The following is a 20,491-nucleotide window of genomic DNA, read 5'->3' on the forward strand; positions in this document are numbered from 1 at the left end:
GGTCCAACGAGCAGAATTAGCCTACCGGCCACCTTTAAGCATTACTTCGTAGATCGATCGTACAAAGATCCAATTGTGGGAGCTGGCTTGCCTGCGATCGCGGTGGGTCGGTTCGCACATCTTTCACTCAAAGACCGCCATCGCAGGCAAGCCAGCTCCTACACGTGGCCAAGGGTGTCTGGTCAATCGTGGCGAAACAAAAAGCCCCCGCATCTCACGATACGGGGGCTTTTGTTTTACCGCAGGATCAAGCCGGTTGCAGCACCGACTGACCGCTCAACGCCAGGTCCAGCAGTTCACGGTTGGCGACTGCATACATGGCGTAGTCCGTGCCGACCGCAGCACGGATTTCGACCATCATGGCGCGCCAGCGATCAGCCATGTCCTGATGCTGCTCAAGCCACAGGGCCACACGGGCTTCCATGTCGTGTGGCGCGTCGGCCATTTGCAGAACAGAGATGGTGATCGCGCGCTGCTGCCAGTCCACGTCATCGCGGAAGGCTTCGCGGGCCGCGGCCTGCCAGTTGTTGGCCACCGGCAGATCGCTGATCTGCTGCAAGTACCATGGCAAGTCCAGGGCGCTGCCGACGGCGAAGTAGGCCTTGGCCACTTCGGCGGCGTCATGCCCGGTCACGTCGGCGGCTTCGATGATTGGCAGCAGGGTGTACAGGTGAGTCGTGCCTGCAACCATGCGCGCCAACAACTCTGGCACACCCGCTTCGGTGTAGGCCTGGTAGCGGTTCTGCCAGCCTTCGCGGGTCGGGCCTTCCAGCAGTTCGTCGAGCTTGAGGCCCAGCGCTGCCAGGTGCGGACCGAAGTGCGCGGTGTCACGGCCAGCATCCTGCTCGTTACGACGGCTGCGCAGGAACCAGCGCGTGGCACGGCGGCCCAGACGCATCAGCTCGTCCATCAGCTCCAGTTGCACGTCAGCGGAAACCTGGTGGTCCAGGGCTTCGATCTGACGGAACCAGTGCGGGAGATGGAAAATGTCACGCACGATCACGTAGGCGCCGGCCACGTTCGCCGGGCTCATGCCGGTCGACTCTTTGAGTCGCTGCACGAAGGTGATGCCCATGTGGTTGACCAGGTCGTTGGCGATCTGGGTGCTGACGATCTCGCGCTTGAGGCGATGGCGACGCATGGCTTCGCCGAACTTGGCGACCAGGCTCGGTGGGAACGCGGTCTCCATGTCACGGGTCAGGTAGTCGTCATCCGGTACCAGCGACTTGAGCAGGGCTTCCTTGAGGTCGATCTTGCTGTAGGAGATCAACACCGACAGCTCCGGACGGGTCAGGCCCTTACCGCTGGAGGCGCGCTCGGTGAGCTGCTCCTCGGTTGGCAGGTACTCGATGGCGCGGTCCAGCTTGCCACGGCCTTCCAGGTCGCTCATCAGACGTTTGTACTCGGCGGCACGCTCGTAGGCACGGCGCGCAGCCAGGGACAGGGCTTGGGTCTGCTTGTAGTTGTTGCCCAACACCAGGTTGCCGACTTCGTCGGTCATGCTCGCCAGCAGCTGGTTGCGCTGCTTGTCGGTCATGTCACCGGCCTGCACCACTTCGTTGAGCAGGATCTTGATGTTCACTTCGTGGTCGGAGCAGTCCACGCCACCGGCGTTGTCGATGAAGTCGGTGTTGGAACCGCCGCCATTGAGGCCGAATTCCACGCGACCCAATTGGGTCATGCCGAGGTTACCGCCCTCGCCCACCACCTTGCAGCGCAGCTCGTTGCCGTTGACACGCAACGCGTCGTTGGCCTTGTCGCCCACGTCGGCATGGCTTTCGGTGCTGGCCTTGACGTACGTACCGATGCCGCCGTTCCACAGCAGGTCTACCGGCGCCTTGAGCAAGGCGTTCAGCAGCTCGGTCGGGGTCAGCTTGTCGGCCTGGATGTCGAAGCGCTCTTTCATCTGTGGCGAGATGGCAATGCTTTTCGCGCTGCGCGAGAAGATACCGCCGCCTTCGGACATGATGCTGGTGTCGTAGTCGGTCCAGGCAGAACGCGGCAGCTCGAACAAACGCTTGCGCTCGACGAAGCTGGTCGCCGGGTTCGGGTTGGGATCGATGAAGATGTGCAGGTGGTTGAAGGCCGCGACCAGTTGCAGCGTGTCGGACATCAGCAAGCCGTTACCGAACACGTCACCGGCCATGTCGCCGACGCCGACCACCGTGATGCTGTCTTCCTGCACGTTGATGCCGCGCTCACGGAAGTGACGCTGCACACCCACCCACGCGCCCTTGGCGGTGATGCCCATTTTCTTGTGGTCGTAACCGGCCGAACCACCGGAAGCGAACGCGTCGCCCAGCCAGAAGCCGTAGTCGATGGCGATGCCGTTGGCGATGTCGGAGAAGGTTGCAGTGCCTTTGTCCGCTGCCACGACCAGGTACGGGTCATCGTCGTCATGACGCACGACGTTGGCCGGCGGCACCAGGGCGCCGTCTTTGAGGTTGTCGGTGATGTCCAACAGACCCGAGATGAAGATGCGGTAGCAGGCGATGCCCTCGGCCGCGATTTCGTCGCGGGTGCCGCCCAATGGCAGGCGACGCGGCAGGAAGCCGCCCTTCGCGCCCACGGGCACGATCACCGAGTTTTTCACTTGCTGGGCTTTTACCAGGCCGAGCACTTCGGTACGGAAGTCTTCTTCACGGTCGGACCAGCGCAGGCCTCCACGTGCCACGTTGCCAAAGCGCAGGTGCACGCCTTCAACACGCGGCGAGTAGACGAAGATTTCAAACTTCGGCACCGGCTTGGGCAGCTCAGGAATCGCGCGCGGGTCGAACTTGAAGCTGAAGTACGACTTGTTGTGGCCGTTGGCGTCGGTCTGGTAGAAGTTGGTCCGCAGGGTGGCCTTGATCAGGTCCAGGTAGCGACGCAGGATGCGGTCTTCGTTGAGCACCTGAACGTCGTCCAGGGCGGTGAGGATCGCTTGTTCCAGGCGTTGCTGCTTGTCTTCCAAGTCATCGGCGGTGAGCTTGCGCGCCAGGTAGAAGCGCGTCTTGAACAACCGGGTCAACTCGCGGGCAATGTCGGTGTGGTTGTTCAGGGTGCTGGCGATGTAACCCAGGTCAAAGCCCAGGCGGATCTGCTTCAAGTAACGCGCATAGGCACGCAGCAGCGCCACGTCGCGCCATGGCAGGCCGGCAGTCAGTACCAGGCGGTTGAACGCATCGTTTTCGGCATCGCCATGCACGATGTGCACAAACGCGTCCTGCAGGGTGTCGTTGAGCTGCTGGATATCGAGGTTCACGCCTTCGGCGGCGATGAAGGCGAAATCGTGAATCCAGAACTCGCGGCCATTGGCGTGACGCAGGCGGTACGGGAATTCACCCAGCACGCGCAGGCCGAGGTTTTCCAGGATCGGCAGCACGTCGGACAGTGCCAGCGGCGTATCCGCGTGGTAGAGCTTGCAATGCAGCTCGCGCTGGCCGGAAACCTGGCCCAGCGGCTGGTAGAAGCTCATCACCAGCGGGTTGGCTTCGGTCAGGCTGTTCAGGTGCTGCATGTCGACCACGGCCGAATGCGCGGCAAAACGCTCGCGGTAGCCGGCCGGGAAGCCTTTCGGGAAGTCCGCCAGCACGTTGGTGCCCTGGGCTTCGCCGAAGCTTTCGACCACGAGGCTGGAGTAGTCGTCCTGCCAGCTGCGGCAGGCCTGCACCACTTCTTTTTCCAGTTGCAGCGGGTCGATGTCCAGGCGGTTCTTGGGGTCAACCCGCAGAATCAGCTGAACACGGGCCAACACCGATTCAGAGAAGAAGGTCCAGAATTCGCAGTCCGAGGCTTTCAAGCGATCCATCAGCACTTGCTGGATCTTCTGGCGCACTTCGGTGGAATAGATGTCGCGCGGCACGTAGGCCAGGCAGTAGCAGAAACGACCGTACGGGTCTTTGCGCAGGAACACGCGGATCTTGTTGCGTTCCTGGATCTGCACGATCGACATCACGGTGCTGAACAGCTCGTCGACCGGGGTCTGGAACAGGTCGTCACGCGGCAGCACTTCAACCACTTGAGCAAGCTCTTTGCCCAGGTGAGCCTTGGGTTGGAAACCCGAACGGCGTTCGATTTCCGCGACCTTGCGGCGAATGTACGGAATCACTCGCACGCTTTCGCCGTACACCGAGGAGGTGTAGAGGCCCATGAAGCGGTGTTCCTTGATGACCTTGCCGTCAGCGTCGATCTCGCGGATCGACACGTAGTCCGGGTAAGCCGGGCGATGCACGCGGCTTGGGTGCGCGGCCTTGGCGAACGACAGCACGGTCGGCTCACGCAGGTAAGCCACGGCGTAGTCTTCGATGCGCAGGTCTTCGGCGGTGAGGCCGGCGCGCAGCAGCTTGGTCAGACCGAGGAAGGAATTGGCGTCATATTCAATATGCCCGCCGTCCGCCTCGTCACGTACCACAAACTCTTCATAGCCCAGGAAGGTGAAGTGGTTGCCCACCAGCCATTCGAGGAAGTTCTTGATCTCGGCTTTTTCTTCGCCGTCGATGCTGAACTGGCTGGCGTCGATACCGGCCAGCAGGTCCTGAACCTTGGCTTTCATCGGTTCGAAATCAGCCACGGCCACGCGCACTTCGCCCAGCACCTGCTCAAGCTCTTTGCTCAGCACGTTGAGTTCGGCGGCATTGGCGCAGCGGTCGATTTCCAGGTACATCAGCGATTCTTGCTGAATGCCTTCGCCCTGGGTGCCTTTAGGCAGGATTTCCAGCAACTCGCCCTTGTTGCCACGGCGCACGCTGAGCACGGTGGTTTGCAGGGTGTGGATGCTGTAGCCACGACGGTTCAGCTCGGTACGCACCGAGTCGACCAGGAAGGGCAAGTCATGGTGCAGCACTTCGACCGCGGTGTGCGTCGATTGCCAGCCATGACGTTCGTAATCGGGGTTGTAGACCCGCACCTGCGGTTGGGTGTGATCAAAGCGCTCAAGCAGGCGCCAGGCAGACAAGGTGCAACCGGCCAGGTCGGAAAGGCGACGTTGGGTCAGTTCGTCCAGGGAAATGATGCCGAAAAATTGTTCAGCAAACAGCGCCACTTGTGGCAGTGCCTGTTCACTGATGTGCTGCGCCAGTGCCGCTTGCAGTTGATGCTGGAAGTCGGCCTTGCTGGCTGCGGTGAAGAACGCCATCTGTGGTACTCCGCTTGGGCTTGTTATTGATGGAAGCGTCGCGTGTTATCCCCTTGCGGGGAGACCGTCAGCTCTGTTCGCGGTCTACAGTAACGAATTCAGAGTGACAGGTGGGTGAAGCTGGACAAGACAATGAGGTCACATACAACTTCCATAAGATGTACACCGTGCAGGGCGACGGTACGACGGGCAGGTCAGACTCCCGGCACAGGGCACATCCGTTGCGCAGCTTAACGAGTGTAGGAAGACAGCTGCTTGCGACGCTGCGACATATTCGGTCATCGGTACGCAGGCTTGGGGTTGCGACTTGAGCAACCCGGATTTTTCCGAGGAAAAACCTCCTGTTTTCAAGCTCGCGAGTACCGAAAGTGACTGGTATTGCCCGTCAGGTCATGCACTGCGTCTGACACACGATGCAGCACAAAATTCGCCGCAATGGCACAATTGGCGCGCTGCGCCCTCCCCCAGACAGGATTTCCCATGCTGCAACTGAACACTGACGCACTGATGGCCACCCCGTGCGACGACGAAGAAGACAACATGGCCATGCTCTGCTGCCACGGCAAAAACGGCGAGATGTTCATGCTCACCCGGTACCCGGATGAAGAGGAAGTCGAACTGACCTGGGATTACGAGCCGTCGACCCTGGATGGCCTGAAAGTCACCTTGAGCGACACGACGTTGCTGATTGAGCTGGCCGCCGGCGATGCCGATGCGCTGGGGGGCAAGGATCAGCTGGAAATTACCCACGCCACTGCCGCGTCGGATCTGGCTGAAGTTGAGGAAACCTTGCAGAACATTCTTAAGGGCACTGGTACGTTCACCCGAATCTAAGCTGCACCAACGATCAAATGTGGGAGGCGGCTCGCCCCCGATAGCAGTCGCTCAGTCGCAGATGTGAAAACTGATCCACCGCTATCGGGGGCAAGCCCCCTCCCACATTGACCCTGTTCCCATACAAATTTCCTACAAGATTTGCCAAAAATACCCGTCACGCCGTTAGTCGCCACCCCCCTCGATGCATTAAAGTAAGCGCCCCAGGCCCGGCGCTTGTTATCAACGCCCGGTCAATCTCTCCAGGAACCGTCATCGATGGAACATCGTGAAGCGCTGCTCGCGCTGCGAACTTTTCTTTCTACGCAGATTCTCGGCCAGGAAAAACTCATCGATCGCCTGCTGATCGCCCTGCTGGCCGACGGCCACATGCTGGTCGAAGGCGCACCGGGCCTGGCCAAGACCAAGGCCATCAAAGAGTTGGCTGAAGGCATCGAAGCGCAGTTCCATCGTATCCAGTTCACCCCCGACCTGCTGCCCGCCGACATCACGGGCACCGAGATCTATCGCCCGGAAACCGGCAGTTTCGTGTTCCAGCAGGGGCCGATTTTCCACAACCTGGTGCTGGCCGACGAAATCAACCGCGCGCCGGCCAAGGTGCAGTCGGCATTGCTCGAAGCCATGGCCGAGCGCCAGGTCAGCGTGGGCCGCAGCACGTACGACCTGTCGCCGCTGTTTCTGGTAATGGCCACGCAAAACCCCATCGAGCAGGAAGGCACCTACCCGCTGCCCGAAGCCCAGCTCGACCGTTTCCTGATGCACGTCAAGATCGGCTTCCCGGACGCTGCCGTCGAACGGCGCATCCTGCAACAAGCCCGCGGCGAAGCCCTCAACGGTGAAACCAAGCCCGAGCGCCGCGTCAGCCAACAGGCAATCTTCGCGGCGCGCAAGGAAATCCTCGGCCTGTACATGGCCGACGCGGTGGAGGAATACCTGGTGCAGCTGGTCATGGCCACCCGCACCCCGGCCAAGTTCGACGCGGAGATGGCCGAGTGGATCGCCTACGGCGCCAGCCCGCGTGGCTCCATCGCCCTGGACCGCTGCGCGCGTGCCCACGCCTGGCTGGCCGGGCGCGACTTTGTCAGCCCGGAAGACATCCAGGCGGTGCTGTTCGACGTGCTGCGCCATCGCATCATCCTGTCGTTCGAAGCGGAAGCGGCCGGCATCGACCAGGACCGTGTGGTGCAACGCATTCTCGACGTCGTTGCCGTCGCTTGAACTCCATGAATGCAAGCGATGGCATCCGCGTCACACTCAGCGAATTGATTGAGATGCGCCACCGCGTGCGCGAAGTGCAGCTGTTTTCCACGCCGAGCCAGCGCAGCCCGCTGATCGGCCTGCACCATTCCAAGCTGCGTGGGCGTGGCGTCGACTTCGACCAGGTGCGCGTGTACCAGGCCGGCGACGACGTGCGCACCATCGACTGGCGCGTCACGGCGCGCACCCAGGAGCCGCACACCAAACTGTTCCACGAAGAGCGCGAACGCCCGATTTTCATCATGGTTGAGCAAAGTTGCCGGCTGTTTTTCGGCTCTGGCCAGATGTTCAAGTCAGTGCTCGCCGCGCAAGCCGCCAGCCTGATTGGCTGGGCAGCGCTGGGGCATAACGACCGCGTCGGCGGGCTGGTGTTTGGCGACAACGAACACTACGAAATCAAACCCCGGCGCAGCAAACAAAGCCTGCTGCAACTGCTCAACCGCCTGGTGCGCGTCAACCAGAGCCTGAACACCGAGAGCCGCCCCGAAGCCGACGCGCTGGGCATGGCGCTGCGCCGTGGCCGCGAAGTGCTGCGCCCAGGCAGCTTGGTGATTGTGATCTGCGACGAGCGCGCGCTGACCGAAGGCGCAGAGCAACAACTCAGCCTGCTGTCTCGGCACTGCGACCTGCTGCTGTTGCCGATTTCAGACCCGCTGGACCACGCCCTGCCCGCCGCCGGGCTCTTACGTTTTGCCGAGCGAGGCGCACAACTGGAACTCGACACGCTGAACTTCGACTTGCGCCAGGCTTACAAAGCACAGGCCGAAGCCCGCATCGCACGTTGGGAGTTGCTGGCGCAAAAGCTGCGAATCCTGCTGATGCCATTGAGCACACAAAGCGAAATGGTCGAGCAACTGCGCGAATACCTCAACCCGCAACGCCCGGTTAAAAAGCAATGAGCAGCCTCGACCAACTGCAACCCTTGATCGCCCCGCCGGCGATCGGTTTCTGGCCGCCTGCGCCAGGGTGGTGGCTGTTGCTGCTGGTGATTCCGCTGCTCGGCTGGGGGCTGTGGTCGCTGCGCCGTTTGCTGCCCAAGCGCCGCCCGGTGGCCCGCGCCGAACAACCGCTGGACCCACTGCGCATCGCCGCCCTCGCTGAGCTGGCGTTGATGCCCAAACCCTACGACGGCGCGCCCGCCGGTGCCTGGCTGCAGCAACTCAACGGCCTGCTCAAGCGCCTGTGCCGCAACGATTACCCCTACAGCCAGAGCCACACCCTCAATGGCCGCAAATGGCTGGCGTTCCTCGACAACCGCTGCCCGGCTGCCGGCCTCACGCGCTGGATGGTACTGGTGGAAGGCGCTTACAAACCCGAATGCAAACTCGACGACAAGGCCATCGCCGGCCTGACCCAAGCCGTCGACACCTGGATTCGAAAACATGTTTGAGTTCGCCTGGCCGTGGATCTTCGCCCTGTTGCCATTGCCCTGGTTGATGCGGCTGGTCTTGCCGGTGGCCGACAGCGGTGAGCCGGCGTTAAAGGTCAGCTACCTCGCCGACCTCGAAGGCCTGGCCCGCCGCCGCGCACGCGTCAACCTGCCCGGCTGGCGCCAACAGGCGCCGTTTGTGGTGATGTGGTTGCTGCTGTTGACCGCCGCCGCGCGCCCGGAATGGCTCGGCGAGCCGCTGCCGATTGCCGCCAGCGGCCGCGACCTGCTGGTGGCGGTGGACGTGTCCGGCTCGATGGACTTCCCCGACATGCACTGGCAGGACGAGGACGTCAGCCGCTTGAGCCTGGTGCAACACTTGCTCGGCGACTTCCTTGAAAGCCGTGAAGGCGACCGCGTCGGCCTGATCCTGTTTGGCAGCCAGGCCTACCTGCAAGCGCCGCTGACCTTTGACCGGCGTACCGTGCGCGCCTGGCTCGACGAAGCGCGCATCGGCATCGCCGGCAAGAACACCGCCATCGGCGACGCGATCGGTCTGGCCCTGAAACGCCTGCGCCAGCGCCCGGCGCAAAGCCGCGTGCTGATTCTGGTCACCGACGGCGCCAATAACGCCGGGCAGATCGACCCGCTGACCGCCGCGCGCCTGGCCGCTGAAGAAGGCGTGAAGATTTACCCGATCGGCATCGGCGCCGATCCGGCGCAAACCGGTTCCCTGGGCATTCTGGGCGTCAACCCGAGCCTGGACCTCGACGAGCCCGCGTTGAAGGCCATCGCCGACGCCACCGGTGGCCGCTATTTCCGCGCCCGCGACGGCGACGAGTTGCTCAAGATCAAGCAAACCCTCGACCAGCTTGAGCCGGTTGCCCAGCAACCGACCCAGGCGCGTCCGGCCCTGGCGCTGTACAGCGCGCCGTTGGCCCTTGCGCTGGTTCTGAGCCTGTTGCTGGTGATCCAGGAACGCTGGCCCAACAACGCGCTGCAACGCGCCTGGCATAAACTCTCGACCAAGGGCAATTTCCTGCAACAGCACCCAGAATGGCGCCAGCGCCTCAAACGCCTGCGATTGCGGAGGCGTCGATGATCGACCTCTGGCCGCACTGGTTCCGCCCTTGGTGTGTAGTGCTGTTGCCGTTGCTCGGCTGGCTGCTGTGGCAGCTGTGGCATCGGCAAAAGCGCGCCGGGCGCTGGCAGATCATTTTGCCGCCGGCGTTTCATGCGGTGCTGCTCAGTGGCGGCAATGGCCGCGAGAGCAAATCGCCGTGGGTGGTGCTGGGCATCGCCTGGCTGCTGGCCGTATTGGCGTTGCTCGGCCCCAGCTGGCAACGGGTTGAACAGTCCAGCCAGAAACCCGCCGACCCGCTGGTGGTGCTGCTGGAATTGACCCCGGAAATGCTCGCCACCGACAGCCCGCCCAATCGCCTCGAACAAGCTCGACGCAAGCTGTATGACTTGCTGCAAGTACGCGCCGATGCACCGACTGCCATCGTCGTGTATGCCGGCAGCGCCCACACGCTGGTGCCGCTGTCGGATGACTTGGCCACCAGCCGCAACCTGCTCGAAGCCCTGCGCCCCTCGATCATGCCCGAGCCCGGCCATCGCGCCGACCTCGCCGTGGAGAAGGCCCAGGGCTTGCTCAAGCAAGGCGGTCTGGGCCAAGGGCGCCTGTTGTTGGTGGGCTCATCGCTGTCCAAGCAGGAGCGCCAAGGCATTCGGCTGCAACTGCAAGGGGCCCAGGCGCCGAGCTTGTCGATCCTCGGCATCGGCAGCCGTGAAGGCACGCCGGTGACCCAGGAAAGCGGCGAGTTCCTCAAGGACGACCAGGGCGCGATTCTGGTGCCGCGCCTCGACAGCCCGACCCTCAAGGCGTTTGCCAGCGAAATGGGCGGCCGCTACCGCGCCGCGCGCCTGGACGACAAGGACCTGCGCCAACTCAACCTGCTCGATGGCCCGCAGAACCTGCGCAACGACGGCCAACTGCTGCACCTCGATGCCTGGGCCGACCAGGGTTATTGGCTGCTGCTGCCACTGTTGCTGCTCGCGGCCTGCGCCGGCCGCCGCGGCTGGCTGTTCTGCCTGCCGTTGCTGTTAATGGGCGCGCCGCAGCCCAGCTATGCCTTCGATTTCCAGGACCTGTGGCTGCGTCCCGACCAACAGGGCCAGTACCTGCTGAAGAAAAAACGCCCGGCCGAAGCCGCCGAACACTTCGAAAACCCGCAATGGCAGGGCGTTGCCTTGTACGAGGCGGGTAATTACGCCGAGGCGATCAAGCGTTTTGCGCTGAGCAATGACGCCTATTCCCACTACAACCGCGGCAATGCCCTGGCCAAGTCCGGCGAACTGGAAGCCGCGATTGATGCCTACGAACAGGCGTTGGAAGCCCAACCTGACCTGCAACCGGCGTTGAAAAACAAAGCGCTGGTCGAAACCCTGATTCAGGAAAAGGCCCAGCCCGAGCCCGCCAAGCCGGCAAAAAAGGAAGATGACGAAACCACCCAACCCGGCCAAACTGCACAACCGGGCACCAGCGGGCAAAGTGCCACGGGTGGCGAACAATCGCCCCAAGGCCAGGGCGAGGCAGGCACCGGCGATACCCAGACCGGCGGCACGCCCAAAGCTGGCGGCAACGACGTACCGGGCAGCGAACTGGGTGACGAACACACCACCACCCCGCCGCTGCGCCCCGCCGATGCCAACATCGACGGTGAGCATCGCCAGGCCCTGGAGCAATGGCTGCGGGAGATCCCGGACAACCCCGGCGAACTGCTGCGGCGCAAATTCTGGTACGAACAGCAACAACATCAGGACAAGACTCGATGAGCCGCCGCACCACCCTTCTGCTCCTGCTCGCGTTTACGGCAGGCCACGCCCAGGCGGCAAACCTGGTCGCCAGCGTCGACCGCAGCCGCCTCAATTCCGGGGAAACGGTGGAGCTGACGGTCGAGTCCAGCGACGTTACCCAATTCGGCAAGCCGGACCTGGCGCCGCTGGATGCGCAGTTTGAAGTCAGCGGCACCCGCCAGATCAACCAACTGACCACCCTGGGCGGCGACAATCACGCCACCACGCGCTGGATCATCACCCTGCTGCCCAAGGAAAACGGCACCGTGGTGATTCCGCCGCTGCAAGTGGGCGAACTCAAGACCCAGCCGATCAGCCTGCAAGTGGTCGAAACCGCGAGCCAGAACACCAGCGCCGAACTGGCCCCGGTGTTCATCGAGGCCAACCTCGACCAGAGCAGCGTGTACGTCCAGGCCCAGGCGCTGCTGACCGTGCGCGTGTACCACTCGGTGTCGCTGTACGACGACAGCAGCCTCACGCCGTTGCAGATTCCCGATGCGCGCATCGAGCAATTGGGCGAGTCGCGCACCTATGAAAAAGTCATCAACAGCATTCGCCATGGCGTGATCGAAACCCGCTATGCGATCTACCCGCAACACAGCGGCGCCCTGGTGATTCCAGGGCAGACCTTCAGCGCCACGCTGGTGGAATCGCGCCCGCCGCAGGAAAACACGCTGCAGGGCACCAAGCCGGGCAAGCTGATTCACGTCAGCTCAGCCGAAATTGCGCTGACGGTCAAACCCAAGCCGGCGCTGTACCCGGCCGACGCGCCGTGGATACCGGCCCGCAGCCTCAGCCTGACGCAAGCCTGGAACCCAGAGCCTGAGCACGTGCAAGTCGGTGACTCGCTGACGCGCAGCCTCACGGTCAAGGCCGAAGGGTTGTCCAGCGCACAGCTGCCGGCCCTGCCCAGTACCGACATCAATGGCCTGCGCCGCTACCCCGACCAGCCGGTACTGGGCAATCAGAACAACGACCACGGCCTGACCGGCAGCCGCGAAGACCGCGAAGCCCTGGTGCCGACCCGCGCCGGCGCCATCGAACTGCCTGCCGTCGAGGTGGTGTGGTGGAACACCCACGAAGACCACCTCGAACGCACCAGCCTGCCTGCCCGCACGCTGCAGGTGGCGACCAACCCGAGCCTGGTGGTCGACACGCCCGCCACGCCGACCGTGATCACCGCACCAGACGATGACCGCCTGTGGCTGTGGCAGCTCAGCACGTTGATCTTTGCCTGCACCACGCTGCTGGGCTTCGGCCTGTGGTGGCGTGCGCGTCGGCAACCGGCCGTGCAACGGGCCGCTCAGACTGGTCCGAGCCCGCGTTCACTGCTCGACGACCTCAAGCGCGCTACCCAGGCCAACGACCCGCAGGCCACGCGTCAGGCGCTGGATGCCTGGGCACGGCAACAGCCGGAGACCTTGGCCGACATGGCGGCGCGGTTTGTGCCGTTGTCGGATGCGCTGGACGGGTTGAATGGTGCGCTCTACAGCGAAAGTGGTCATTTCTGGTTGGGTGAAGACCTTTGGCGTGCGGTCAAGGCCATCCCGGTTGCTGAGCGAGAGCAAGACCCGGCGACGGATAGCACCAGCTTGCCGCCGTTGTATCCCAAGTAGGCCCTGGGTGTGCGGTGTATTTACCCATACTGTTTGGACGGTGGTTGGCGCGGGGTCGCTGGGTGTATATCCGTTATTTGGGTGATGGCTGATATCGGTTCCGCTCTTACAGCGGGTCACTTTTGAAAAGAGCCCAAAAGTAACCAAAAGGCTCTTGCCCCACCACTCGGCACCTCGCCTAGGCTCGGTGTGCCCTCACGCAGACTTGAATCCGTGGGCCGCCGCGACGGGCCATCCATGGCCCAACGCGGCTAACCCGGCGTCCTGCCGGGTTACCCTCGGATTCAAGCCTGCGTGAGGCCAGCGTGGTTTAACGGGGCGCCTAAGATCAACGTCAAAAGCAGATCAAGATCAAAAGCAGAGCACGGCGGCCTAGTAGCCGACCTGAGTGGTTAGATCAAAAGCAAAGCGAGGCGGCCTGACAGCCGACCTGATCCTTGAAACTGAACTCAATTTAATGTGGGAGCTGGCTTGCCTGCGATGGCATCAACTGGTTATGCCTGATACACCGAGGTGCCTGCATCGCAGGCAAGCCAGCTCCCACAGAAAAGCAAAGCAGTGCGGTGCTGGAGGCTGAACTCGGTCAAATTGTGGGAGCGGGCTTGCTCGCGAAGGCGGTGGGTCAGTTACACATGAGCTGACTGACACACCGCATTCGCGAGCAAGCCCGCTCCCACATTTGGAGCTCAGTGCATCAGATAGAGATGTGTTGCTGTGCTATTGCCCTGCTTTTGCTTCTACCACTCAGGTCGGCTACTAGGCCGCCGTGCTTTTGCTTTTGATTTTGATCTGACTGGCCCCGTCAACCACGCTGGCCGAACGCAGGCTTGAATCCGTGGGTAACCCGGCAGGACGCCGGGTTAGCCGTGTTGGGCCATGGATGGCCCATCGCGGCGGCCCACGGATTCAAGCCGGAGTGAGGGCATGCCGAGCCTAGGCGAGGCACCGAGTGGTGGGGCAAAGACCTTTTGGTTACTTTTGGGGCGTTTGCCAAAAGTGACCCGCTGTAAGAGCGGAACCGCCAGCCGCCGTGACCGCAGCAACGGATATGTACTCCCCCACCCCCGCCCCCACGGTAGATCAGTGCCGCCTGATCGACACGCATTGTTAAAGGCCAGCAATCCACATCCCTTTAATTTGCGGGAAGTTTCCTAGACAATCCTTCGGCCTTGCGCCTGCCCACCCCACTGGCTAGCCTTCGCTCCGTCGCTGCATATCAGCGATCAGGGGTGAGATCCTGTGTAGGCGCCAAGTGTCACAACCGCGAGCGATATGCTCTATGGCGGCTGTGTGCGGGCAGACTTCGGTCTGGCCGGGTGCTCCTACCGGTTATCTCACCCCGCACATAGCTGCCACCTTTTGTCGAGTGAGATCTGCAAAAGAATGGCTCCCAACCTTCTAGGAGTTTCATTCATGAACAAAATCGTCCCCGACCCACCCCGCGAAATTTTTGAGCGCGCCCTGCGCCATTACTTGCAACCCGACTCACTGCCGTCCTTCGTCGCGCATCACGACCTCAGCTTCGAAGACGCCCTGGCCCAAATCTGCGACCTGCTGCGCTGCGCCGCCGCCACCGCGGCCGGCACCACGCAAACGCTGCTCGGCCATGAACGCGACATGGCGAGCGCCACCGAACACCTGATCAACAACGCCAAAACCTTGGCCGACCGCGCGCTGAACTGCCTGCACGCCGCATAACCCCTGTGGGCGCTGGCGTGCCTGCGATACAGGCACCTCGGTCTTTCAGTCAACCGAGGCGATACCATCGCAGGCAAGCCAGCTCCCACAGTTGATCTGGGCCAGCCGCGGGCACCGAACCTGCTTTTACAGGTAAACTCCCCTCCTTTTCATCTTCTCCCCGGAGTTCGCCTTGCGTCTGTTCCACACCTCCGACTGGCACCTCGGCCAAAACCTGCATGGCCAGGAACGCGACTTCGAACACGCCTGTTTCCTCGAGTGGCTGCTGGGCCAATTAAAAGCCGAGCAGCCCGATGCGCTGCTGATCGCCGGCGATATCTTCGACACGGTCAACCCGCCGCTCAAGGCCCAGGAGCGGCTGTACGACTTCATCATCAGCGCCCACGAACACAACCCGAAACTCACGATTGTGATGATCGCCGGCAACCACGACTCCGGCTCGCGCATCGAATTGCCCGCGCCGTTGATGCGCCGCCTGCGCACGCATGCCTTGGGCCGCGTGCTGTGGCTGGATGACGGCCAGCTGGATGCCGAGCGCCTGCTGATTCCGCTGCCTGACGCCAAAGGCAAGATCGCCGCCTGGTGCCTGGCGCTGCCGTTTTTGCGCCCGGCGGAAGTCACCGGCGCGCACTTGGGCGACGACTACCTGCGCGGCATCGGCCAGGTGCATAAATGGCTGATTGCCGCCGCCAATGCCAAACGCAAAAAAGGCCAGGCGCTGATTGCCATCAGCCATGCGCATATGGCCGGTGGTTCGGTGTCGGAAGACTCCGAGCGCAGCCTGATCATCGGCAATGCCGAGGCACTGCCCGCCAGCCTGTTCGATGCCAGCGTGAGCTATGTGGCCCTGGGCCATTTGCACAAGCCGCAAAAGGTGAACGGCGAAGAACGCATTCGCTACAGCGGCTCGCCAATTCCCCTGTCGTTTTCCGAAATCGGCTACAAGCATCAGATTCTCGACGTGATCTTCCAGGGCCAACGCCTGGTCAGCGTCGAGCCGCGCCTGATTCCGCGTTCGGTCAACCTGCAACGCCTGGACGCTGCGCCGCTGGCGGAGATCCTCAAGCAACTGGCGGATCTGCCCGACATCGACCTGCTCGCCGAGACTCAACGCCACCCGTGGCTGGAAGTGCGGGTGCGCCTGGACGAGCCGCAACCAGACCTGCGCCAGCAAATCGAAACCGCCCTGCAAGGCAAGGCCGTGCGCCTGGTGCGCATCGCCGCCGAATATGCCGGCAAGCGCGGCAGCGACGCCACCGACGACGAGCGCCTGGTCGAACTTGACCAGCTCACGCCCCAGGAGCTGTTCAGCCGCGCCTGGCAGGACAACTACGGCAGTGAAGTGGATGAACAGACCTTGAAGGATTTCGCCGTGCTGCTCCAGGAAGTGCAACAGGCGGGTGAACAGCCATGAAGATCCTTGCCATCCGCCTGAAAAACCTTGCCTCACTGGCCGGCCCGTTTGAAATCGACTTTACCGCCGAGCCCCTGGCCAGCGCCGGGTTGTTTGCCATCACCGGGCCGACCGGCGCGGGCAAAAGTACCTTGCTCGATGCCTTGTGCCTGGCGCTGTTTGGCGCGGTGCCACGCCTGGGCGATACCGGCCAGGCCAAGATGCCGGATGCCGACAGCGACATTTCCATCGGCGACCCACGCACCCTGCTGCGCCGCGGCACCGGCGGCGGTTACGCCGAGGTGGACTTTGTCGGCGTCAGCGGCCGTCGCTACCGTGCGCGCTGGGAAGCCAACCGCGCCCGCGACAAGGCCAGCGGCAAGTTGCAGAACAGCCGGCAAAGCCTGATCGACCTGGACAGCGACCAACTGCTGGCCAGCCAGAAGACCGAATACAAGACCCAGCTGGAACTGGCCCTGGGCCTGAATTTCGAGCAGTTCACCCGCGCGGTGTTGCTGGCGCAAAGTGAATTCAGCGCGTTCCTCAAGGCCAACGACAATGAGCGCAGCGAACTGCTGGAAAAGCTCACCGACACCGCGCTCTACACCCAGCTTGGCCGCCGCGCCTTCGACAAGGCCAAGGACGCCAAGGACGCGCACAAACAGCTGCAAGACCAGGCCACCGGCGTGGTGCCATTGGCCGCCGAGGCCCGCGCCGAACTGGATCAACAGCTCGCCACGGCGCAGCAGCAGCTCAAGACCCAGCAGGCCCAGCTCAAGCAGTTGGAGTTGCAGCACACCTGGCTCAAGGAGTTGCGCGAATGGCAGGAGCGCCAACAAAGCGCGACTGAGCAACTGCAACGCGCGCAGGCCGATTGGGAGGGCCAAGGCCAGCAACGCCAGGACCTGAGCCGCCTGGAGCACTTGGCGCCACAACGCCATCAGTTTGCTCGACAGGCTGAACTCGGCGCGTTGCTGACGCCGCTCGCCGCGCAGATTCAGCAACACAGCGAGCAGCAAACCGCACTGCACATGCGTCAGGAGCAGGCGCAAGCCCAGCAAGCGGCGGCCCAGGCGGCACTGGCTGAGGCGCTGAAGCACCAGGCCGACGCCGTGCCCTTGTTGCGCCAGGCCTTTGAAGCACAAAGCACCCTCGCCCACTTGACCAAGGACCTGGCCAAACGCACCGAGGACCAACAGCAACACGAAGTCGCCTGCACCCAAGGCCAGACATTGTTGAAGGGCTTGCAGGACAAGCACACCCACGTTGCCGAACGCCTGCAACGCCTGGCTGCCGAGCTGGAGCGCAGCGCCGCCCTGGCGCCGCTGAGCGATGCCTGGAGCGCTTACCGCGACCGTCTGCAACAGCTGATGCTGATCGGCAATCGCTTGAACAAAGGCCAGAGCGAACTGCCGCAGCTGGAACAACGCGCCACCACCGCCGCCGAAAAGTTCGCTCAGCAGCGTGACGCGTTGGACCTGTTGTATCAGGAAGCCGGCGCCGAGCCACACGCGGTCGCCGAGCAGATCCAGCTACTGGCGAGCCTCCTGCAAGACAACCGCAAACAGCAACGCGCCTTTGAAGACCTGACGCGCCTGTGGGACAACCAGCAGCAGCTGGATCAACAGGCCGCCAGCCTGACGCAGAAACTTGCGGACGCGCAGCAACGGCGCGAACAACTGAACCAGACCGGTCTGCAAACCAAGGCCGAGCTGGCCGTCGCCGAACAAACCTTGACGGTGACCAAGCAACTGCTCGAACGTCAACGCCTGGCCCGCAGCGCCAGCGTCGAGGAATTGCGCGAGCAGTTGCAGGACGACCAGCCCTGCCCGGTGTGCGGCAGCCATGAGCATCCCTATCACCAGCCTGAAGCCTTGCTGCAAAGCCTCGGCCGGCATGATGAGAACGAAGAAGCCACGGCGCAGAAAGCCGTCGACGTGCTCAAGGAAAAACTCACCGAGCTGCGCGGCGAAGTGGGCGGTTTGATCGCGCAACAAAAGGAGTTCCTGCAACAGCAGGAGCACATGGCGACGCAGCAACAGGCGCTCAAACCCAGCCTGGATGCACACCCGCTGTCGGCCTCGCTGTTCAACCAGGACGCCGCCAAGCGCAGCACCTGGCTGGCCCAGCAACTGGCGCAGCTGACGCAAAGCATCACCCAGGACGAACAACGCCAGGGCGCCCTGCTCAACCTGCAACAAAATGCCGGGCGTTTGCAGCAGCAGTTGCAAGCCGCCCAGGATGCGAGCCAACAAGCCCGGCAGTTGCTGGTGGACCAGCAACGCGAGCTCTCCAACGACCGCGAACGTCTCGACGAAGAGCTGCATGCCTTCGCCAGCCTGCTGCCCGCCGAAACCCTCGAAGGCTTGCGCCGCGAACCGGCCGCGACCTTTATGCAGCTCGACCAGCAGGTCAGCCAGCGTCTGGAGCAGCTGGGCCATCAGCGCGATGAACTGGCCGAGCAGCAGGAACGTCAACAGGCCATCGAGAAAGAACAGACCCATCAGCAGCATCGCCAGCAGCAACTGGACGTCTTGCATCAGCACGTCACCGAGTTGTCTACGCAGCGACAGGCCGCGCAGGAACAACTCACGGCGCTGCTGGGCGATCACGCCAGCGCTGAACAGTGGCAGCAGCAACTGGACCAGGCGGTGGCGCAGGCACGTCAGCGCGAAACCGACGCCAATCAACAGCTGCAAGACCTGCGTAATGCGCTTATTCAACTGGCTGCCGACCTCAAGGCGCAGCAGGAACGCCAACAGGCACTGACTGCTGAGCAGCACAGCCTCGACGAGCGCCTGGGCGAATGGCGGGCGCTGCACCCCGAGCTGGATGACGCCGGGCTCGCGCGCTTGCTGGCCTTTGATGACAGCCAGATCAGCGCGCTGCGCCAGCAGGTGCAACACAGCGAAAAAGCCGTCGGACAAGCCAAGGTGCTGCTGCACGAACGCGAGCAACGCCTCGCCGAGCATCAGGCCTTGCACAACGGCAACCTGGACGCCGAGCAACTCGATGGCAGCCTGGCCACGCTCAACCAGCAATTGGCCGAGGGCGAAAAACACTGCGCCGAGTTGCGCGCGCGCCAGGCCGAAGACCAGCGCCGCCAGGACGCCAACCACGCGCTGGCCGAACAGATCACCCAGGCTTATGAAGAATGGCAACGCTGGGCGCGCCTGAATGCGCTGATCGGTTCGGCCACCGGCGACACGTTCCGCAAGATCGCCCAGGCCTACAACCTGGACTTGCTCGTGCATCACGCCAACGTGCAATTGCGTCAACTGGTGCGCCGCTACCGCCTCAAACGCGGTGGCAGCATGCTCGGGCTGTTGGTGATGGACACGGAAATGGGCGATGAACTGCGCTCGGTGCACTCGTTGTCCGGGGGCGAAACCTTCCTGGTGTCGCTGGCGCTGGCATTGGGCCTGGCGTCGATGGCGTCCAGCACGTTGAAGATCGAGTCGCTGTTTATCGACGAAGGTTTTGGCAGCCTTGATCCAGAGTCGCTGCAATTGGCGATGGACGCCCTGGACGGTCTGCAGGCCCAGGGCCGCAAGGTGGCGGTGATTTCCCATGTACAGGAAATGCACGAGCGCATCCCGGTGCAGATCCAGGTCAAGCGTCAGGGCAATGGCTTGAGCACGCTGGAGGTCAAGTGAGCGAGGCGCTGCTGTATTCGTTCCGGCGCTGCCCGTATGCGATGCGCGCGCGCATGGCGTTGCACTACGCGGGCGTGCCCGTGCAGATCGTCGAGGTGAGCCTGAAAGCCAAGCCGGCCGACATGCTCGCGCTGTCGCCCAAGGGCACGGTGCCGGTATTGAGCGTGGACGGTCGGGTGATTGAGGAAAGCCTGGAGATCATGCACTGGGCCCTGGCGCGGCACGACCCTGATGACTGGTTGCTCAAGGGCGACCCGCGGGTGCTGGACCTGATCGCCGAGAACGACCAGGCTTTCAAACATCACTTGAATCGATACAAGTACGCCGAGCGCTATCCGGAGCAGCCGATGGAACATTATCGGGCCGAGGGTGAAGTGTTTTTGCACAAGCTGGAAGGTTTGCTGGCGGGGAATGAATACTTGTTGGCCGACCATTTGAGCCTGGCCGATGTGGCGCTGGCGCCGTTTGTGCGTCAGTTCGCGCACGTGGATCGCGAGTGGTTTGCCGGCACGGAGTATCACCGGTTGCAGGCCTGGCTACAGCGTTTTCTGGAATCACCGCTGTTTGCAGCGGTAATGGCAAAACCCTGAACCCAACACAATCACATGTGGGCGCTGGCTTGCCTGCGATACCGACAACTCGGTGCAACTGACACACCGAGTTGCTTTCATCGCAGGCAAGCCAGCGCCCACA

General features: G+C 62.9%; 12 protein-coding genes. 11 read left to right on the forward strand and 1 reads right to left on the reverse strand.

Going from position 1 to position 20,491, the window contains the following annotated elements; all coding sequences use genetic code 11:
- Positions 1 to 247: 247 nt before the first annotated feature.
- Positions 248 to 5,116 carry an NAD-glutamate dehydrogenase gene (locus ACP7B3_RS03615; RefSeq protein WP_145166032.1) on the reverse strand — a complete coding sequence of 1,623 codons (4,869 nt, stop codon included), beginning with the start codon at positions 5,114 to 5,116 and terminating at the stop codon, positions 248 to 250.
- Positions 5,117 to 5,596: 480 nt separating this feature from the next.
- Between ACP7B3_RS03615 and ACP7B3_RS03620 the strand changes: the two genes are divergently transcribed.
- The 11 genes from ACP7B3_RS03620 (at position 5,597) to ACP7B3_RS03670 (ending at position 20,388) form a co-directional block, all read left to right on the forward strand.
- Positions 5,597 to 5,950 (forward strand): hypothetical protein, encoded by a 354-nt coding sequence (locus tag ACP7B3_RS03620; protein ID WP_262207708.1) that lies wholly within the window; start codon positions 5,597 to 5,599, stop codon positions 5,948 to 5,950.
- 258 nt (positions 5,951 to 6,208) lie between these two features.
- The gene (locus ACP7B3_RS03625; RefSeq protein WP_034106117.1) at positions 6,209 to 7,168 is read left to right on the forward strand and encodes an AAA family ATPase; all 960 of its coding nucleotides are present in this window, start codon (positions 6,209 to 6,211) and stop codon (positions 7,166 to 7,168) included.
- Positions 7,169 to 7,173: 5 nt separating this feature from the next.
- Positions 7,174 to 8,106, forward strand: a complete 933-nt coding sequence (locus ACP7B3_RS03630; RefSeq protein WP_094952755.1) for a DUF58 domain-containing protein — start codon at positions 7,174 to 7,176, stop codon at positions 8,104 to 8,106.
- On the forward strand, positions 8,103 to 8,597 hold the full coding sequence (locus ACP7B3_RS03635) for a DUF4381 domain-containing protein (RefSeq protein ID WP_145166030.1): 495 nt from the start codon (positions 8,103 to 8,105) through the stop codon (positions 8,595 to 8,597). Before ACP7B3_RS03630 ends, ACP7B3_RS03635 begins: the two co-directional genes overlap by 4 nt.
- Positions 8,590 to 9,678 carry a vWA domain-containing protein gene (locus tag ACP7B3_RS03640; protein WP_242198297.1) on the forward strand — a complete coding sequence of 363 codons (1,089 nt, stop codon included), beginning with the start codon at positions 8,590 to 8,592 and terminating at the stop codon, positions 9,676 to 9,678. Before ACP7B3_RS03635 ends, ACP7B3_RS03640 begins: the two co-directional genes overlap by 8 nt.
- Positions 9,675 to 11,414, forward strand: a complete 1,740-nt coding sequence (locus ACP7B3_RS03645; RefSeq protein ID WP_426177916.1) for a tetratricopeptide repeat protein — start codon at positions 9,675 to 9,677, stop codon at positions 11,412 to 11,414. Before ACP7B3_RS03640 ends, ACP7B3_RS03645 begins: the two co-directional genes overlap by 4 nt.
- On the forward strand, positions 11,411 to 13,051 hold the full coding sequence (locus ACP7B3_RS03650) for a BatD family protein (protein WP_426177918.1): 1,641 nt from the start codon (positions 11,411 to 11,413) through the stop codon (positions 13,049 to 13,051). Before ACP7B3_RS03645 ends, ACP7B3_RS03650 begins: the two co-directional genes overlap by 4 nt.
- Before the next feature lie 1,413 nt (positions 13,052 to 14,464).
- Positions 14,465 to 14,749, forward strand: a complete 285-nt coding sequence (locus tag ACP7B3_RS03655) for a DUF6124 family protein (RefSeq protein WP_178119768.1) — start codon at positions 14,465 to 14,467, stop codon at positions 14,747 to 14,749.
- Between the two features lie 172 nt (positions 14,750 to 14,921).
- Positions 14,922 to 16,163, forward strand: coding sequence for an exonuclease SbcCD subunit D C-terminal domain-containing protein (locus ACP7B3_RS03660; protein ID WP_426177920.1), 1,242 nt, complete (start codon positions 14,922 to 14,924; stop codon positions 16,161 to 16,163).
- Positions 16,160 to 19,798, forward strand: coding sequence for an AAA family ATPase (locus ACP7B3_RS03665; RefSeq protein WP_426177922.1), 3,639 nt, complete (start codon positions 16,160 to 16,162; stop codon positions 19,796 to 19,798). Before ACP7B3_RS03660 ends, ACP7B3_RS03665 begins: the two co-directional genes overlap by 4 nt.
- On the forward strand, positions 19,795 to 20,388 hold the full coding sequence (locus ACP7B3_RS03670; RefSeq protein WP_426177924.1) for a glutathione S-transferase: 594 nt from the start codon (positions 19,795 to 19,797) through the stop codon (positions 20,386 to 20,388). Before ACP7B3_RS03665 ends, ACP7B3_RS03670 begins: the two co-directional genes overlap by 4 nt.
- Positions 20,389 to 20,491: the final 103 nt, after the last annotated feature.

The organism is Pseudomonas sp. TWRC1-2 (assembly GCF_049896685.1).
GTDB lineage: Bacteria > Pseudomonadota > Gammaproteobacteria > Pseudomonadales > Pseudomonadaceae > Aquipseudomonas.

Excerpts from the sequence above, each read along its gene's own strand:
- ACP7B3_RS03625 (WP_034106117.1), top strand. The coding sequence starts at position 6,209 with ATGGAACATCGTGAAGCGCTGCTCGCGCTGCGAACTTTTCTTTCTACG.
- ACP7B3_RS03620 (WP_262207708.1), top strand. The coding sequence starts at position 5,597 with ATGCTGCAACTGAACACTGACGCACTGATGGCCACCCCGTGCGACGAC.
- ACP7B3_RS03640 (WP_242198297.1), top strand. The coding sequence starts at position 8,590 with ATGTTTGAGTTCGCCTGGCCGTGGATCTTCGCCCTGTTGCCATTGCCC.
- ACP7B3_RS03635 (WP_145166030.1), top strand. The coding sequence starts at position 8,103 with ATGAGCAGCCTCGACCAACTGCAACCCTTGATCGCCCCGCCGGCGATC.
- ACP7B3_RS03655 (WP_178119768.1), top strand. The coding sequence starts at position 14,465 with ATGAACAAAATCGTCCCCGACCCACCCCGCGAAATTTTTGAGCGCGCC.
- ACP7B3_RS03615 (WP_145166032.1), bottom strand. The coding sequence starts at position 5,116 with ATGGCGTTCTTCACCGCAGCCAGCAAGGCCGACTTCCAGCATCAACTG.
- ACP7B3_RS03645 (WP_426177916.1), top strand. The coding sequence starts at position 9,675 with ATGATCGACCTCTGGCCGCACTGGTTCCGCCCTTGGTGTGTAGTGCTG.
- ACP7B3_RS03650 (WP_426177918.1), top strand. The coding sequence starts at position 11,411 with ATGAGCCGCCGCACCACCCTTCTGCTCCTGCTCGCGTTTACGGCAGGC.
- ACP7B3_RS03665 (WP_426177922.1), top strand. The coding sequence starts at position 16,160 with ATGAAGATCCTTGCCATCCGCCTGAAAAACCTTGCCTCACTGGCCGGC.
- ACP7B3_RS03630 (WP_094952755.1), top strand. The coding sequence starts at position 7,174 with ATGAATGCAAGCGATGGCATCCGCGTCACACTCAGCGAATTGATTGAG.